Source organism: Coprobacter secundus subsp. similis (genome assembly GCF_015097275.1).
Lineage (GTDB): Bacteria > Bacteroidota > Bacteroidia > Bacteroidales > Coprobacteraceae > Coprobacter > Coprobacter secundus.
In genome coordinates, this window is sequence record NZ_AP023322.1 from 3,841,273 (window position 1) to 3,857,003 (window position 15,731).

Annotated in this window: 18 protein-coding genes; 11 read left to right on the forward strand and 7 right to left on the reverse strand. The window is 34.6% G+C overall.

The features are described 5' to 3' along the window. Position 1: 1 nt before the first annotated feature. Positions 2–652 (reverse strand): 50S ribosomal protein L25/general stress protein Ctc, encoded by a 651-nt coding sequence (locus tag Cop2CBH44_RS15215; protein ID WP_021930943.1) that lies wholly within the window; start codon positions 650–652, stop codon positions 2–4. A gap of 340 nt (positions 653–992) precedes the next feature. Here Cop2CBH44_RS15215 and galE point away from each other — a divergent pair, with 340 nt between their 5' ends. After that, positions 993–2,027: a UDP-glucose 4-epimerase GalE gene (galE, locus tag Cop2CBH44_RS15220; protein WP_200755149.1), complete on the forward strand. Its 1,035-nt coding sequence runs from the start codon at positions 993–995 to the stop codon at positions 2,025–2,027. A 110-nt stretch (positions 2,028–2,137) separates the two neighbouring features. Here the strand turns inward: galE and Cop2CBH44_RS15225 are convergent, their stop codons facing one another. Next, positions 2,138–2,599: an Lrp/AsnC family transcriptional regulator gene (locus tag Cop2CBH44_RS15225; protein WP_200755150.1), complete on the reverse strand. Its 462-nt coding sequence runs from the start codon at positions 2,597–2,599 to the stop codon at positions 2,138–2,140. A 164-nt stretch (positions 2,600–2,763) separates the two neighbouring features. On the opposite strand from Cop2CBH44_RS15225, the gene Cop2CBH44_RS15230 reads away from it, so the two are divergent. From Cop2CBH44_RS15230 to Cop2CBH44_RS15245, 4 genes are all read left to right on the forward strand, one after another. Then, entirely contained in the window at positions 2,764–4,050 is a 1,287-nt protein-coding gene (locus tag Cop2CBH44_RS15230; RefSeq protein ID WP_021930940.1) for an O-acetylhomoserine aminocarboxypropyltransferase/cysteine synthase family protein, read from the forward strand. 292 nt (positions 4,051–4,342) lie between these two features. Further along, positions 4,343–4,759, forward strand: a complete 417-nt coding sequence (locus Cop2CBH44_RS15235; RefSeq protein ID WP_021930939.1) for a Fur family transcriptional regulator — start codon at positions 4,343–4,345, stop codon at positions 4,757–4,759. A 21-nt stretch (positions 4,760–4,780) separates the two neighbouring features. After that, positions 4,781–5,359 carry a rubrerythrin gene (gene rbr, locus Cop2CBH44_RS15240; RefSeq protein ID WP_021930938.1) on the forward strand — a complete coding sequence of 193 codons (579 nt, stop codon included), beginning with the start codon at positions 4,781–4,783 and terminating at the stop codon, positions 5,357–5,359. Positions 5,360–5,514: 155 nt separating this feature from the next. Then, entirely contained in the window at positions 5,515–5,853 is a 339-nt protein-coding gene (locus Cop2CBH44_RS15245) for a DUF4491 family protein (RefSeq protein WP_021930937.1), read from the forward strand. Positions 5,854–6,127: 274 nt separating this feature from the next. On the opposite strand, the gene Cop2CBH44_RS15250 is transcribed toward Cop2CBH44_RS15245, so the two are convergent. Both Cop2CBH44_RS15250 and Cop2CBH44_RS15255 read right to left on the reverse strand, forming a co-directional pair. Next, a complete protein-coding gene (locus Cop2CBH44_RS15250; RefSeq protein ID WP_021930935.1) occupies positions 6,128–6,754 on the reverse strand; it encodes a C40 family peptidase in 627 nt (208 codons plus the stop codon). A gap of 331 nt (positions 6,755–7,085) precedes the next feature. Beyond that, the gene (locus tag Cop2CBH44_RS15255) at positions 7,086–8,297 is read right to left on the reverse strand and encodes a BamA/TamA family outer membrane protein (RefSeq protein ID WP_021930934.1); all 1,212 of its coding nucleotides are present in this window, start codon (positions 8,295–8,297) and stop codon (positions 7,086–7,088) included. Positions 8,298–8,644: 347 nt separating this feature from the next. On the opposite strand from Cop2CBH44_RS15255, the gene Cop2CBH44_RS15260 reads away from it, so the two are divergent. Then, positions 8,645–10,081 carry an ATP-binding cassette domain-containing protein gene (locus Cop2CBH44_RS15260; protein WP_200755151.1) on the forward strand — a complete coding sequence of 479 codons (1,437 nt, stop codon included), beginning with the start codon at positions 8,645–8,647 and terminating at the stop codon, positions 10,079–10,081. 55 nt (positions 10,082–10,136) lie between these two features. Further along, the gene (gene rpiB / locus Cop2CBH44_RS15265; protein ID WP_021930932.1) at positions 10,137–10,589 is read left to right on the forward strand and encodes a ribose 5-phosphate isomerase B; all 453 of its coding nucleotides are present in this window, start codon (positions 10,137–10,139) and stop codon (positions 10,587–10,589) included. Between the two features lie 110 nt (positions 10,590–10,699). Here rpiB and Cop2CBH44_RS15270 read toward each other — a convergent pair whose 3' ends face one another. Continuing rightward, positions 10,700–11,089: a T9SS type A sorting domain-containing protein gene (locus Cop2CBH44_RS15270; RefSeq protein WP_021930931.1), complete on the reverse strand. Its 390-nt coding sequence runs from the start codon at positions 11,087–11,089 to the stop codon at positions 10,700–10,702. 409 nt (positions 11,090–11,498) lie between these two features. Between Cop2CBH44_RS15270 and Cop2CBH44_RS15275 the strand changes: the two genes are divergently transcribed. Then, positions 11,499–12,236 (forward strand): DUF3784 domain-containing protein, encoded by a 738-nt coding sequence (locus Cop2CBH44_RS15275; protein WP_021930930.1) that lies wholly within the window; start codon positions 11,499–11,501, stop codon positions 12,234–12,236. 112 nt (positions 12,237–12,348) lie between these two features. Here the strand turns inward: Cop2CBH44_RS15275 and Cop2CBH44_RS15280 are convergent, their stop codons facing one another. After that, positions 12,349–13,569, reverse strand: coding sequence for a purple acid phosphatase family protein (locus Cop2CBH44_RS15280; protein ID WP_200755152.1), 1,221 nt, complete (start codon positions 13,567–13,569; stop codon positions 12,349–12,351). 4 nt (positions 13,570–13,573) lie between these two features. Next, the gene (locus tag Cop2CBH44_RS15285) at positions 13,574–14,728 is read right to left on the reverse strand and encodes a glycerate kinase family protein (protein WP_200755153.1); all 1,155 of its coding nucleotides are present in this window, start codon (positions 14,726–14,728) and stop codon (positions 13,574–13,576) included. 298 nt (positions 14,729–15,026) lie between these two features. On the opposite strand from Cop2CBH44_RS15285, the gene rpmB reads away from it, so the two are divergent. From rpmB to Cop2CBH44_RS15300, 3 genes are read left to right on the forward strand one after another with little or no spacing between them, the layout of a single operon-like run. Beyond that, positions 15,027–15,266 (forward strand): 50S ribosomal protein L28, encoded by a 240-nt coding sequence (gene rpmB, locus Cop2CBH44_RS15290; RefSeq protein WP_021930927.1) that lies wholly within the window; start codon positions 15,027–15,029, stop codon positions 15,264–15,266. Positions 15,267–15,277: 11 nt separating this feature from the next. Beyond that, a complete protein-coding gene (gene rpmG / locus Cop2CBH44_RS15295; protein ID WP_021930926.1) occupies positions 15,278–15,466 on the forward strand; it encodes a 50S ribosomal protein L33 in 189 nt (62 codons plus the stop codon). A gap of 9 nt (positions 15,467–15,475) precedes the next feature. After that, positions 15,476–15,628 (forward strand): DUF4295 domain-containing protein, encoded by a 153-nt coding sequence (locus tag Cop2CBH44_RS15300; RefSeq protein ID WP_021930925.1) that lies wholly within the window; start codon positions 15,476–15,478, stop codon positions 15,626–15,628. Positions 15,629–15,731 lie beyond the last annotated feature (103 nt).

Sequence of the window (15,731 nt, forward strand, 5' to 3'; positions counted from 1 at the left end):
ATTATTTACCACTTTTTGCTTGGGCACCTCTGGCTGCTCTTGTCAACTTAACAGCACAAACCACAGCATTTTTGGCATTCATGATTTCAAGACCTTCAAAATGAAGATCTCCTACCTGCATAGTTTTACCTAAACCTAAATTGTCTATATTGATGACCAACTTTTCAGGGATTTGAGTATATATGGCTTTTACTTTAAGCTTCCTCATTTCGAGACTTAATTTACCACCGGCTTTAACACCTTCAGAGTGACCTTCAAGAGCTACGGGTACTTCCATTACGATAGGTTTCTTATCGTTAACTTCAAGGAAATCCATATGGAGGATACGGTCGTTTACTGGATGGAATTGTACGTCTTTTACAACGGCCATTACTTTCTTTTCTCCGATAGTCAGATCTACTGCAAAAATTTCGGGAGTATAGATAAGTTTACGAACAGCATCATTAGAAATAGTAAAGTCTGTAACGATAAGACCTTTGTTGTTAGCGATTTCAACAATTTTTTCTCCAGCTTTTAATGTTTTGTTATAAGGCATTTCAACGATTTCGCCACCATTAAGCACTGCAGGAATTAAATCTTGTTTACGGATAGCTTTTACAGCTTTTTTCCCCAAGTCTATACGGGGAGTTCCTTCTAATTGGAATGTTTTCATTTGTTTAATTTGTTTGTGTTACTCAAAATTAGTTTGCTTCCTAATTTCCCATCACACGGTACTATTCAAAAAGCGGGGCAAAGATAAAAATATTTTTTGATAATCTATATAGAGATTCAAGATTTTAATAAGATTATTTGAGTAAAAAGTTTTTAGTCAATAAAATCTGGATATATTATATGTTATGGCCGGTGAGTTTGATAATTAAGTATAGATAATATTTGTTGATTTGGTACAGAAATTTATGTGAAAATTAGTTCTGTATGTTTTTGTTTTTAACTATTTTTGCAACTCACTATAATCCTTAAATTATACATATTAAAATAACGAAAGGCAAATTATGAAAGGTAAAATTTTAGTGACCGGTGGTGCCGGATATATTGGTTCGCATACTACTGTAGAATTGCAGAATGCTGGATATGAAGTTGTAGTATTGGATAACTTATCTAACTCCAATGCAGGTGTTATTGATGGTATAGAACATATTACGGGGATTCGTCCGGCTTTTGTTCAAATGGACCTTCAAGATAAAGATGCTCTTCGCAAGTTATTTGAAGAGCACAAGGGTATTAAAGGCATAATTAATTTTGCAGCGAGTAAGGCTGTGGGTGAGTCAGTACAGAAACCTTTGCTGTATTATCGCAATAATTTAGTGACGTTAATGAATTTGTTGGATCTTATGCCGGAGTATGGGGTAGAAGCTATTGTATTTTCGTCTTCTTGTACCGTGTACGGACAGCCGGATATTTTGCCGGTAGACGAGAAAGCTCCTATAAAGCCTGCAATGTCACCTTATGGTAATACTAAGCAAATATGTGAAGAAATTATTAAAGATACGATATATTCCGGTGTACCATTTAAATCGATAATTCTTCGTTATTTTAATCCGATAGGAGCTCATCCGACTGCAGAAATTGGAGAATTACCTCTTGGAGTTCCTCAAAATTTGCTGCCTTATGTAACTCAGACAGCTATGGGAATACGTGAGCAGTTAAGTGTTTTTGGAGATGATTACAATACTCCTGATGGTTCTTGTATTCGTGATTATATCAATGTTGTGGATTTAGCTAAGGCTCATGTTATTGCAGTGGATCGTATGCTTGGAGGTAAGTCAAAACAAGATGTAGAAATATTTAACTTGGGAACCGGAAAGGGCGTTTCAGTATTGGAGTTGATCCAAACTTTTGAGAAAGCCACAGGAGTAAAAGTCAATTACAAAATTGTGGGTCGACGTGAGGGGGATATCGAAAAAGTATGGGCAAATCCGGAATGGGCTAATAAAGAATTAGGCTGGGAGGCAAAAGAAACCCTTGAAGATACTTTGGCTTCTGCATGGAAATGGCAGCAAAAATTACGTGAACGCGGTATCATGTAATATTTGTAAGAGTATTTTGGTAAGTTTTAGAATTATTTGAATATTGAAATTGTTTAAGCGAATTTCATGGTTATCTGAACTATGAAATTCGCTTTTTTATAAAGGAAGAGTTATAATGGGATTCCGTAATTGTGTTTTACTTCATCCATAACAAATGTACTGGTTAGAGATCCTAAACTATTGATACTACCTAGTACGTTAAGGATAAATTCCTGATAGTATTTCATATTGGGAGCATGGATTTTTAATAGATAATCATAACTGCCCGAAATATTATAACATTCGGTTACTTCAGGAATGTCTTGTACGATTTTTGTAAATTCAGCAGCAATATCCCGATTAAGTTTAGAGAGTTTTACGCTGCAAAATACGATAAATCCTTGATTGAGTTTCTCTGCATCTAATACAGCAATATATTTTTTTATATATCCTCCATTTTCAAGGCGTTTAAGACGTTCGAAAACTGGGGTGGATGATAAGTTTACTTGTGAAGCCAACTCTTTTGTCGTAAGTCTGGCATTGTTTTGGAGAATACTCAGTATTTGTAAGTCTGTTTTATCTAAGGTGTCCATAGAAAAAATTTCTTTTAGAAGACATGTTTTGTTTATTATCTTATTCTAATTTTCTAATTTTTGATACAAAATTAGGTTTATTTTCTAATTATTAAAAAATATATTGAGTTTTAATTCTTTAATTTCTAATTTTGTTAGAAAATAATTGTATAAAAATTGTGATTATGAAAACGAGAAAACTACATTTTGAGACATTACAAGTGCATGTAGGGCAAGAACAATCCGATTTAGCTACAGATGCACGTGCTGTACCTATTTATCAGACAACTTCGTATGTATTTCGAGATTCGGCTCACGCTGCGGCACGTTTTGGGTTACAGGATCCCGGAAATATTTATGGACGATTGACCAACCCTACTCAAGGGGTATTTGAAGAACGTGTGGCTGCACTCGAAGGGGGTATAGCAGGATTGGCCGTAGCTTCAGGAGCAGCTGCTATAACCTATGCTTTTGAAAATATAACACGGAGTGGTGATCATATTGTTGCAGCTAAAACTATCTATGGAGGTAGTTATAATTTGTTAGCACATACTTTGCCGGCTTATGGGGTGACTACAACTTTTGTAAATCCAGGGGATTTATCTAATTTTGAAAGGGCAATCCGAGAAAATACGAAAGCCATATTTATTGAAACTTTAGGTAATCCGAATTCAAATGTTATAGATATAGAGGCAGTTGCAAATATTGCACATTATCATAAAATTCCTCTTATTATTGACAATACATTCGGTACTCCCTATTTGATTCGTCCTATTGAGTATGGAGCAGATATTGTAATACACTCTGCGACTAAATTTATTGGGGGACATGGTTCTTCGTTAGGGGGAATTATTGTGGATTCGGGTAAATTTGACTGGGTTGCATCAGGAAAATTTCCACAGTTAACTGAACCTGATCCAAGTTATCATGGAGTACGTTTTATTGATGCAGCGGGAGCAGCAGCTTATATTGTACGTATACGCGCTATTCTTTTGCGTGATATGGGTGCAACTATCAGTCCGTTCAATGCTTTTATTTTGTTACAAGGTTTGGAAACATTGTCTCTACGTGTAGAACGGCATGTGGACAATGCATTGAAAGTAGTAAAGTTCCTTCAGGGCCATCCTAAAGTTAAGAGTGTAAATCATCCAGCGTTGTCTGGTCATCCTGACCATCTTTTATATAAACGTTATTTTCCCCGTGGAGCTGGTTCTATTTTTACGTTTGAAATAAAAGGAGGAGAAAAAGAAGCTCATCGTTTTATTGATAGTCTGAAAATCTTTTCTTTATTGGCTAATGTTGCGGATGTAAAATCTCTGGTAATACATCCGGCGAGTACTACACATTCACAGCTTAGTATAGAAGAACTTACAGAACAGGGAATATTTCCCAGTACGGTACGTCTGTCTGTAGGGACAGAGCATATTGAGGATTTGTTAGATGATTTAAGGCAAGCTTTCGAAAAGATATAATATTAAAGAGATAGTTGAGTGCTGGTATGAGAAATATGAGGTTGATTTTATACTTTCTTTTATGAAAACTTTTTGTTGTTGCAAACATTGGAACCTGAGATAAAAGCAAAACGGGAGAAGGATAAATAGCAATTGTTCTATTATAAAGCAGTTTAAGGCAGTTTTTTTAACTGCCTTTTTGGTATTTATTATCGTAGCTTAATTATTTTGTTAATTATTATAAAATTAGATTAGAATAATTTTTAGTTTAGAATTATTCTAATTATATTTGCATTGTCAAAAAGAGGAATGGATGATGAGTGATATAGAGATAATAGATATGTTTAAGTCTAAAGGCATAAAAGCAACACCTCAAAGAGTTGTGGTGTATAGGGCTTTAATGGAATTGAAACATCCTTGTGCTGAGGAAGTGATTGAGCAGGTTAGGAGTAAAACACCTTTGGTTTCCATTGCGACGGTTTATAATGTACTTGAGTTTTTTTTCAAAAGCGGACTCATAAATAAAGTGCTGACAGGAGATAATCGCATGTATTTTGATATTGACGTACACGAACACCATCATTTATATTGCTCTAATAAACATGAGATTGCAGATTATTATGATGAAGAGCTTTCGGATATTATTCGAAAACATATTCAAGAGAAAAAAATACCTGGATTTAAATTAGAAAAAATTAATTTGCAATTAATAGGAAATATAGGAGAATAATAACCCAAAAACTAAAGAGAAATGGAAAAAAGTATTAAAGGAACAAGAACAGAACAAAATTTATTAAAATCATTTGCCGGAGAATCTCAGGCACGTAGTCGTTATACATTCTTTGCCAGTGTAGCGAAAAAAGAAGGTTATGAACAGATTGCAGGAGTGTTTATGGAAACTGCCGAACAAGAAAAGGAACATGCTAAGAAATTTTTTAAATATCTTGAAGGAGGAATGGTTGAAATTACAGCTTCTTATCCTGCTGGTGTTATTGGTACTACGGCTGAAAACTTGAAAGCTGCGGCAGAAGGTGAAAATGAAGAGTGGGCTGATCTTTATCCTGAATTTGCTCGTATTGCTGATGAGGAAGGATTTAAAGCAATTGCTGTGACATTTAGAATGGTAGCTAAAGTTGAGGCTGAGCATGAAGCTCGTTACCGTAAGTTATTGGAACGTGTTGAAGCAGGCAAATTCTTTGAAGAGGACGAAGAAATCGAATGGCAATGTCGTAATTGCGGTTATGTACATAAGGGAAAGAAAGCTCCAGAAAAATGTCCGGCATGTGCACATCCACAAGCATACTTCGAACGTAAGAAAAATAATTATTAAATAATTTGCTTACTTGAGTGACAGGCTGATTTTATCAGTATATTTGCATAATTAATATAACCGAACTTAACTGTGATAATAAGTGTTTTAGAATAGGGTAAACTGTTACCTCCATTCTGAAACACTTTTTTGATATTAAATAATTTTTTAGTAGAATGGATTTTTTGGAAGATTATCACTTGTTGGGGCTCGTAATTGGTATATCTACTTTTTTGATTATCGGTCTTTTTCATCCTGTTGTTGTCAAAGTGGAATACTATTGGGGCACGAAGAGCTGGTGGCTTTTCCTTGTTCTGGGAATAATCGGGATTATATTTTCAATATGTACGTCTAATGTATTATGGGCTGCATTGTTAGGGGTATTCGCTTTCTCTTCTTTTTGGACAATAAAAGAAATATTTGAGCAGGAACAACGTGTAAGAAAAGGATGGTTTCCTCGGAATCCAAAAAGGAAATATCCGTGGGATGATGAAATAAAAAGTCATGTAAAATGATGAAAAAGTAGATATTTATAGGACTTGTTTCTTATGGTTTAAGCTTGTCGTTTTTAATCAATTTTTTTTTGTTTAAGACATTTGGCAGTTGTTCTAATATATTTTTTTATATATTGTTCATTATATCCAAAGCGGTTATTCGTTATTAAGCAAGATCTGGTTTATGAATAAAAAAGCAGGGGGACCTTCTCAGGCTTCTGCTTTGATGAATAAACAGATGAATAAAACTCTGTTTATTGAAAAATATATTGTTCAATTAGTCTTTCTTTTATAATTAGTCAATAACTCGACGAGCTCCGATGTAACGTTTTGAATAGTAAGTAGAATTTATCGATTCTTCGCAGATACCTTTTGAGCAGGAGGCATGTATGAATTTGAAACTTCCATTAGGCAATACTTCTGATACTAACCCTACATGTCCTACCCTTGAAGTTGTTGTATTTCTGCCTTTGAAGAATACTAAATCTCCAGGTTTCAATTCATCTCGTGTTACAGATTTACCCTGTCGGTATTGAGAAGCTGATGAAGCGTTCAAAGTCATCGATAACTTTTTGAATACATAGCATGTAAAACCTGAACAGTCAAAACTTGATGGACCTTTACTTCCACTACGATATGGACGGCCTTTAAATTTAAAAGCATATTTGAGTAAATTGTCTACTATATCATCAGATGCGTTATCTTTGTTTACGACAGAAATAGAAGGGACAAGATCTTCGATGTAAATAGAAGGTTTTGCCAGTTCCATGATAGTTTTATGACCAATAGGCGATATATACTTGGCTTGGGAATAATGTGTATTTTGTGCTTTTACTGTTATTGCAAATAAGGGTAAAGCAGAGAATATGAATGCAATAAACAATAGAGGTAATATATTGTTTTTTAATTTTGGATACTCCATTTTCCGGTGCTTAAATTATCATTCATGTGTTTTACAAAATTAAGTGTTTAATATAAAAATACAATACCGTTAATTATTTATTATTTGATTATTATCACTTATTAACATTGTGTGTTTTACATATTTTGTTATACTTTTTTACCTCAAATCTATTCTTTTTGTTGATTAAGATATCGAATGTTATATGGTCATTATAATTATGTTATAGGGGCTTTTTTTAATTATATAAAGATTCTTCTAAAATATGGCATATTGATTTCTTTAGTGATGAAATAAGCTGTTTATATTCAAGTAGTTCTGGGTGTAAGGTTTTCTGTTTTAAAAGTGTAATTTAGAATGCTTCGTTGATATTAAACATAAAACCTGTGCTACCTTTTCCAAAACCTAAATCGAGCCGTACATTTACTCGTTTTTTAAATTCCCAACGGTAACCGATACCATAGTTGGGAAGTGTTTGTTTGAAATTGAATGATTTGAAGTCTTTGTATACATTCGCTGCTCCAGCCCATACTGCAATGCCGTTACGGCGCCATATATGCTGACGTAGTTCTACTTGTAATTCGGTTATATTATTATCTCTGTATTGGCCTTCATAATATCCGCGCATACGGGCAACACCTCCTAAACGGTTCATCATTGTCCAAGGTACATCTCCGTAGTTAAATTTGCTATGGAAGTCAATGGCTATGACACCTCCTTTCCATATCCTTTTGTACCAGTCGACGATAACGTCTGTCATATAAAAAGCATATTTATTTCCCATAAACGATGGATATATACCTTGTTCAAATTTAAGATATATGCCTTTATAAGCATTTGTTATCAAATCTCTGGTATCGTATGATATGGAGGCTCCAACTCCGGTGGTTAAGGTTGTTTTTTCTTGTCCATGTAATAGCTCGGGTTTTGAAAAGTCTCGTCCTGAAACATAATCGAAACTGACCATCGGTCCTAAGTATAAGTTATGGGACAAACGAAATAAGAAATCAAGTTTTACTTGGTTTTGTAATCTGAGGTAGGTACTTTTATTGTCTTCATTGGCTCCATCGTGGTATCCCCAACCCCAGAAATTACTGGGGAAAGAGAAAAAATATAGATTATATAATAACCGATATTTATCTCCTGGAAAAATATTGGTTCCACGTACGCCTAATAAATAGAAGCCTGTAATCGAAACGTTTCCATAAACAGACATTACTGATGGTTGAGTAATGGTATCGTGCTGGTCCATACGATAGACTCCCGCAGCAACTAAGCCGATGCCCAAAGAGGTTGTGCTCGAATATTGTGGCCCGCCTATGATACTGAAATCAAATTTTTTATTTGGGTGAGGTTTGTTGGCATTGACAAAATAATCAGCAAAACGGCGGAAAAAGGTTCTTTTTTTCGTAACGGAGTCGACAGGAGTTTTCGTCGAATCGATAGAATCGGGTATGATATTTGTAAGAATTTCTCCGGCAGGTATGCTATCGGTCAATGTAGCCGCTGAAATTGTCGAAATCATAAATAAGCATATAGCCGTGAGAATTTTAATCTCTTTCATAAAATGGATGTTCAAATCTATCCTTAATGAGGATTGTTACAAATTAGTTTATTGTTTTTTTACAGATATTTACTGGCGCTTTTATTGTACGACAAAGATAATAGAAAACTTCTTTTGTTTCTATCAGTTTTCCCTCGTTTTGTCGAAATCTTCTTAATTTTTAATAATCAAGTACTTTTATTTTCAAATAAATATATATTATCAATAATGATTTGTTTTTTTTATTTAAAGTTTAGGAAATCGGGTATATTGAAATAGGGCAGTAAATGGTACTAAAAGATGTTTCTTAATTGTTTATTTACCACTCTAAACTAATTTGCATATTTTTGTACAGTTGTTTTAAAGATATGGAAACGATTCTAAAATTACACAATTTAGTTCCCTGTATACCAGAATTACGATTTCGAAAACCTATAAATTGGGAAATCAAAGAAGGAGAACAATGGGCGGTTGTCGGACCTAATGGTGCGGGGAAGACACTATTGGCTGATTTAATGCAGAAAAAATTGGCATTGAGAGAGGGTGAGATTATCTTTCCTGACGATGAAAATATTTCTGAAAAGATAAGGTCTATAGCATTTAAAGATATTCATTCTTTTGCTGATAGCAAAACGACTTATTACCAACAGCGTTGGCATTCTACTGAAACTGACGGAGTTCCTACAGTGCGTGAATTGTTGGATAAAAATCAGAATGATGAGGCTATTCATAGACTTTTCAAGTATTTTAATATCGGAGAAATGCTTGATAAGTTGGTAATATATTTATCCAGTGGTGAACTTCGTAAATTTCTTATATTCAGGATATTGTTGACTCGACCTCGTATTCTTATTCTTGATAATCCTTTTATTGGGCTAGATGCTTCATCACGAGGTATTCTGAATGAACTTTTGAAACAAATGAGTGGGTTAAACGGGTTACATGTAGTCCTTTTATTGTCGAATCCACAAGATATACCGGATATGGTTACGGATGTACTTCCTATTTGTAATTGTGAATGTGGAAGTCCAGTTAAAAGAGAAGAGTTCCTTTCTGATACAGTTTTGATGAGGAAATTGTTTCCCGTAAGCTTTCGAGATATCAGCCTGCCAGTTCGGGTTTCAAGAGTTTCGGAACATAATGTTACTTTCAGAATGGAGAAAGTAAATATAAAATATGGTAAACGTATTATACTTAAAGAACTTGACTGGGAGGTAAAGAATGGCGAAAAGTGGGCTTTATTGGGGCCGAATGGGGCAGGAAAGTCTACTCTTTTAAGTTTAATATATGCTGATAATCCTCAATCGTATGCTAATACATTATATCTTTTTGACCGAAAACGGGGGACAGGAGAAAGTATATGGGAGATAAAAAAACGTATTGGATATGTTTCTCCCGAAATGCATCTTTATTATATGGAAAATGTTCCTGCTGTGCAGATTGTGGGATCTGGCTTTTTCGATTCTGTAGGACTTTATCGGAAGTGTTCGTCTGAGCAAGAATGTGTTGCGATAAGCTGGATGGAAGTTTTTGGTATTTTACATTTGTGTGAGCGTTCATTCTTGAGTTTATCTTCCGGAGAACAACGTCTTGTTTTATTAGCTCGTGCATTTGTCAAGGATCCTGATCTTCTTATTCTAGATGAACCTTTGCATGGACTGGATATTGCGAACAAAAAGAAGGCAGGGTTTGTTATTGAAAAGTTCTGCAATCGTCCGGGGAAAACATTGATATATGTAACACACTATCCTGACGAAATGCCAAGTTGTATTGATCATCGATTTAATTTAAAGAAGAATTATTGATTATATGGATGTATTTTTTACTTTTGTATATTTTTGAATTTTAACATATAACCAAATGACAATTTTGAAAGAAAATATTCCAGTAGGGTTAGCAAGCGATCATGCGGGTTACGAGTTGAAAGAGTATGTGAAACAGCTTTTGACTGAAAAAAGTATTCCTTTTCATGATTTTGGAACCTATTCGACAGAAAGTGTCGATTATCCGGATTTTGCCCATCCTCTAGCAATTGCTGTTGAAAAAGGTGAATGTTATCCCGGAATAGCTGTTTGTGGTAGTGGGAATGGAATAAATATGACGTTGAATAAACATCAAGGTATCAGAGCGGCTTTATGTTGGATTGAGGAAATAAGCCGTTTAGCACGTTTGCATAATGATGCAAATGTTTGTGTTATGCCTGGTCGGTTTATTGATCATCCTACAGCGAAATCAATAGTTGAGACATTCCTTTCTACTCCATTTGAGGGAGGGAGGCATCAAAAACGAATAGGAAAAATTCCTATAATATAATTTTTCGATAAGGCTTGGTTAAATGTTCAAAAAAGCAAAGCGGAATAAATTTAATAATTTATTCCGCTTTCTATAATAATGTTTCTTAAGCGTTAGGTGTAATCCCAATTTTACAATGCAACCTTCTGAGTTACTGAGCCAACTTTGACAATGTAAATTCCTCGTGGTTGCATTTGTATCTCTGTAAGCCCCGGCCCTACATTTCCATTGAAAACCAATTGTCCTAAAATCGTAAAGACTTTTGCCGATTGCTTTTTGGATGAACGTATGTAAATATAGCCGTCACTACTATAGATCTCGATTTCATCGTCCGACTGATCACTATTTAATGATTGAACCTGAAATACATAATTATCCTCTGTCATATCAGCATTGTCTGCAGGCTGTGCTACTTCATGGGATGGGTCGTTCCAATAATCCGGTAGTAATGATTGTGCGACACTTGAAGCTGCCACCAGCCACAAGCTCAACAATACACCCGAAATTTTTATCACTTTCATATCCCTAAGTTTTTTTAAAACAGATTAAAATCGCTATAAAAGTACTTCTTTTTTACAATAAAAAAAAGCTTTTCTCGTTAATTATCGAAAATCTTAGAAAAATAGTTTTTTAAGATAGTTTATTGTAGAAATGTAAATTTGAAGTTTTTAGTGATTAAAAAAGAGAGAGAGGAGTAAAAATGCAATCAATAATAATGGGAGCTTTTTACTCATGAAAAATGTGAAAGATAGATAAACGAATTGTTGCTTTGTTATTTTTTACACAGTTTTTTCCAATATCGATATTTTTTTGTTGGCAATGTAATCATTTGTGTTTGAGTGTCTGTGAATAATTTGACAAAAAATAAATTTATTTGAAGTAATCTCTTGCTATTTTATTAAATTTGTAACATAATTATAAAATAATACTATGGATTTTGCTAATTATATAACAGGCTGTATACTTATTATTGCAGGTTTTTTAGTGTACAAATTTCCTTGTTTTATTGCTGGTTACAATACTTTGTCGAAGAATGAAAAAGAAAAGATAGATATTCGGCGTCTTTCTTATATGATGTGTAATAGTTTTGTCATTATGGGGGCGGGGATTATTGCATCTCATTGTTTTTTACGACTGGTGGGTTCTCCGATGATTATTAATTTTTTAATACCTGTATTTGTATTTCCAATTACTATTTATATATTTTTTCAGATTCACAAATATTCCCATGGGACATATATCAATATGCTATATCATCGTTCTAAGTCTGTATGGGTAGTTATTGTTGTTGTGTTGACATTGTGTGGAGCAGTATTTTATTCATTCAGGTCTCCTTCGGTATCGTTGAGCATGAAGGATGTTACTATATCGGGAAGCTATGGACAAAGTTTTCCGTTGAAAACAATAGAGTCAGTAGAGCTAATCGATAGTATGCCGGAAATACGTATGCGAACAAATGGATTTTCGATGATGAAAATACGTAAGGGGCATTTTTTACTGGGTAATGATTTGCCTGCAATGTTGTATTTAGAGGAGGAGCAGGGTCCTTATGTTCTTATTATGCGGCGTTCGTTGGAACCTGTATATATAAATTTTACTGATAAAGAAAAAACGGAGACTCTTTATAAAACGTTGAAACAGCGAATTATCAGAAAAGAAAATGTCTAGGAAGTTGTGTGGAAAATAGAATGTTTTGATTTGATTTTTATATTTGTGATTAAAAAACTAACTCTTTTTTATAAAGTGGAATCGGACAAAAGGTCGTGATGTATTTGTTTGGTTATTTTACGTCAAATTTAAATTGCTTTTCAGATAGGCCTTGCTCATTTATCATATTTATATCTATATACATGTTGTCAACTGTTATGTCTAAAATATGACGGTTTGAATTGATTAATAGTGGAAATTTGCATAGTGTTTTGTCTGGAGAGTAATATGCATGTCGGTGTATATGTCCACTAAGCATAAGGTCTATTCCTGCATTATTGAGAATAGGTATAAATTTTGATTGAACTTCAAGTGACCCATGCCAGGTGTCACCTGTTGGGGGGACATGAATCAAGACAATGTGAACTGATGCTTTTCGATATTCGTTTGAGTTGATTATTTGTTTCAACCAGATAGCCTCTTCATCTCTATATTTATCAAAATCTGCAAGTCCGTTATATTCGATATCCGAATCAGGTTTGTCTTCTCCACCATCAAGTACGATGAAATATACGGGACCTCTGGAAAAAGAATAGTAGGGTTGTCCTGTAGGGGAAGGAAAAAGATTAGCGTATTCTTCCGAGTAGTTTCCTCGTGTTTCATGGTTGCCTCTTACCATAAAAAAAGGAATGGTTTTAGCATATAGTTGTGAAGAAGTATTGATAAAACTTTTATACATTTGTTGTGCAGAATCCATTTTATTTACCATGTCTCCGTTAAGTATCATGAAGTCCAATGAAGCAGAATCTATTGCATGAAATAGACTAGAGTAACGTTCTGTATTTTCGTGTATATCGTTTACTACGGCAAAGTGTATTTTATTTTTTGAGGGAACTGTGGTAGAGAATATGTAGGGTTTCCCTTTGTATACATCGTTGGCAATTGTACGTCCGTATCTTATATCCTGATGTTCTTTATGAGTAATTTCTTTGGAAAAAATGCGGTAACGATATGAGGTAGCGGGTGTAAGTCCGGTAATACGGATTTTGTGCAGTTTCCCGATTTTTTTTCGACCAAAATTCGTGTCAAAAAATTGGGGACGTTCAGCTGCATAAAAATGTAATGTATCGTTGGGGGCAATTTCTACCCATGATACGGCATCTTTGTTGGTAGCCCACATGATTGTTGCTTCCGTTCCGGAAACTTGTTGTAAGTAAGGCTGGCAGGTGAAAATAAATTCTGATTCTTTTGCTTGAGCATGAAATAGCTGTCCGGTAAAAATTGCTACTATGATAAAATACAATTTACAATGTTTAGTCTTATCTTTTGAATATAAATATTTTGTATGATTCATAATACTAAGGTATAAGATGATTGAACGATATCAGTCTGATAATTTGAGATGTAGTTTGTTTTAGGTTTTCTGCCGTAATTTCAGGTTGCATTGCTTGAGAGAGCGGTATTGCGGATGATTGTATGCAAAATACACCTAAGAATCCTGCGTCTGTAAGCAGTTTCCTGTCTTCAATTGTTCCACCAAGAGCAATGACTGGAATCGATTTTTTTTGTGCGGCAAAAAGAACCCCTTGAGAAAGTTTTCCCATGAGGGTCTGTTTATCGATTTTGCCTTCCCCTGTGATAATTAGGTCTGCCCCAGTAATTCTCTTTTCGAAATCTAATATTTTGAGTATGGTTTTTATTCCAGATTTGAGTGTAGCATTAAAAAATGTTGTAAATGCAGCACCCATACCTCCGGCTGCTCCAGCTCCGGGAGTATGGGCGATATCAATTCCAAATTGTTTTTTTATACAGAAAGCAAATCTGCGTAGGCCTTTGTCTAATATTTCTATAGCAGCAAATGAAGCACCTTTTTGACTGGCAAATATGTGAGCAGCCCCTGATTCTCCGTAAAGTGGATTATTGACATCACAAATAATTGTGAAATCAGAGCGTAGAAGGGATGCCTTTACTCCTGATATATCGATGTGAGATAATAGGTTTAAGGATTCTCCCCCTTGGGTTAATGGATGTCCATTGGCATCTAAAAATCTACATCCTAAGGCTTCGAGCATACCTTTGCCGGCATCGTTAGTTGCGCTGCCTCCTATCCCTATAATAAAATGCCTACACCCTCGAGCATAGGCGTCGGCGATAAGTTGTCCTGTCCCATAAGTGCTTGTTATAAGTGGATTTTTCTCTTTTTCCGTAAGTAGAGTCAGTCCACTGGCTGAAGCCATGTCAATGATCGCAGTATAGCTATCGGAGTTTTTTATTATGCCATATTCTGCTGTGATTTCACGCATCAGAGGATTATATACTTTACATGTTGTGTATATTCCATGGAGAGCATCGATAAGGGTATGCATAGTACCCTCTCCTCCGTCGGCAACAGGGATTTTTATTACGTGGGCTGATGGAAGAGTCATATGTATTCCTTCTTCTATTGCTTGAGCAACCTGTAGAGAGGTCAGAGAGCCTTTGAAAGAATCAGGAGCAATGACGATTTTTTTCATAAGTCCAGTTTTTGATAAAGTACTTGCTGTTGGTAATTTTTGTAAAGGTATATAATCATTGTAAATTTGGCACATATCTTTTGAATATTTTGCAAAATACTTTTTGAGGTAAGAATAATTGAATCTGGCTTGTTATATTTCGTGACAGATAAATATGCAGGCCAAAATAATCATAGAGTAGTGTAAATGGAGAAATATTTAATGAATAAAAAATTTGGATAGTATTCGTAAAATCATTTACTTTGCACTCTGTTTGTGAAAGCAGTAAAAAGTATCAATAAAAAAATAAGATAAAGCGATGTCGAAGATTTGTCAAATTACCGGAAAGAAAGCATTGGTTGGCAATAATGTCTCGCATTCAAAGAGACGCACAAAGAGAAGATTTAATGTCAACTTGTTTACTAAGAAGTTCTATTGGGTAGAACAGGATTGTTGGATCAGCTTGAAGATTTCAGCTGCAGGACTTCGTCTCATTAACAAAGTGGGGTTGGATGCTGCATTGAAACAGGCTGCCGAAAAAGGGTATTTAAACGCATAATTAATTGAAAGATGGCAAAGAAAGCTAAAGGTAATAGAGTACAAGTAATTCTCGAATGTACAGAGCACAAAAATAGTGGTATGCCTGGTACATCAAGATACATTACCACCAAGAACAGAAAAAATACCACGGAAAGATTGGAATTGAAAAAATACAATCCTATCTTGAAAAAAGTAACTATTCACAAAGAAATTAAATAAGTTTAGGTCATGGCAAAGAAAACCGTTGCATCATTACAAAAAGGTGAAGGACGTACTTATTCTAAGGTGATTAAAATGGTAAAATCTCCTAAGACAGGTGCTTATATCTTCCAGGAAGAAATGGTTCCTAATGAAAAAGTAAATGAAGTTCTTGCTAAATAAGTAAGATTTTCTATAACAATATATAGGAGGGTCTGAATAACCAATCATTGGTTATTCAGACCCTTTTTTATGACAGGTAAATTAATAGGACGTTCGGATTGAT

What these genes read in the sequence shown, in the direction of transcription:
- Cop2CBH44_RS15215 (WP_021930943.1), bottom strand. Translation starts at nt 652, where the DNA reads ATGAAAACATTCCAATTAGAAGGAACTCCCCGTATAGACTTGGGGAAA.
- galE (WP_200755149.1), top strand. Translation starts at nt 993, where the DNA reads ATGAAAGGTAAAATTTTAGTGACCGGTGGTGCCGGATATATTGGTTCG.
- Cop2CBH44_RS15225 (WP_200755150.1), bottom strand. Translation starts at nt 2,599, where the DNA reads ATGGACACCTTAGATAAAACAGACTTACAAATACTGAGTATTCTCCAA.
- Cop2CBH44_RS15230 (WP_021930940.1), top strand. Translation starts at nt 2,764, where the DNA reads ATGAAAACGAGAAAACTACATTTTGAGACATTACAAGTGCATGTAGGG.
- Cop2CBH44_RS15235 (WP_021930939.1), top strand. Translation starts at nt 4,343, where the DNA reads ATGATGAGTGATATAGAGATAATAGATATGTTTAAGTCTAAAGGCATA.
- rbr (WP_021930938.1), top strand. Translation starts at nt 4,781, where the DNA reads ATGGAAAAAAGTATTAAAGGAACAAGAACAGAACAAAATTTATTAAAA.
- Cop2CBH44_RS15245 (WP_021930937.1), top strand. Translation starts at nt 5,515, where the DNA reads ATGGATTTTTTGGAAGATTATCACTTGTTGGGGCTCGTAATTGGTATA.
- Cop2CBH44_RS15250 (WP_021930935.1), bottom strand. Translation starts at nt 6,754, where the DNA reads ATGGAGTATCCAAAATTAAAAAACAATATATTACCTCTATTGTTTATT.
- Cop2CBH44_RS15255 (WP_021930934.1), bottom strand. Translation starts at nt 8,297, where the DNA reads ATGAAAGAGATTAAAATTCTCACGGCTATATGCTTATTTATGATTTCG.
- Cop2CBH44_RS15260 (WP_200755151.1), top strand. Translation starts at nt 8,645, where the DNA reads ATGGAAACGATTCTAAAATTACACAATTTAGTTCCCTGTATACCAGAA.
- rpiB (WP_021930932.1), top strand. Translation starts at nt 10,137, where the DNA reads ATGACAATTTTGAAAGAAAATATTCCAGTAGGGTTAGCAAGCGATCAT.
- Cop2CBH44_RS15270 (WP_021930931.1), bottom strand. Translation starts at nt 11,089, where the DNA reads ATGAAAGTGATAAAAATTTCGGGTGTATTGTTGAGCTTGTGGCTGGTG.
- Cop2CBH44_RS15275 (WP_021930930.1), top strand. Translation starts at nt 11,499, where the DNA reads ATGGATTTTGCTAATTATATAACAGGCTGTATACTTATTATTGCAGGT.
- Cop2CBH44_RS15280 (WP_200755152.1), bottom strand. Translation starts at nt 13,569, where the DNA reads ATGAATCATACAAAATATTTATATTCAAAAGATAAGACTAAACATTGT.
- Cop2CBH44_RS15285 (WP_200755153.1), bottom strand. Translation starts at nt 14,728, where the DNA reads ATGAAAAAAATCGTCATTGCTCCTGATTCTTTCAAAGGCTCTCTGACC.
- rpmB (WP_021930927.1), top strand. Translation starts at nt 15,027, where the DNA reads ATGTCGAAGATTTGTCAAATTACCGGAAAGAAAGCATTGGTTGGCAAT.
- rpmG (WP_021930926.1), top strand. Translation starts at nt 15,278, where the DNA reads ATGGCAAAGAAAGCTAAAGGTAATAGAGTACAAGTAATTCTCGAATGT.
- Cop2CBH44_RS15300 (WP_021930925.1), top strand. Translation starts at nt 15,476, where the DNA reads ATGGCAAAGAAAACCGTTGCATCATTACAAAAAGGTGAAGGACGTACT.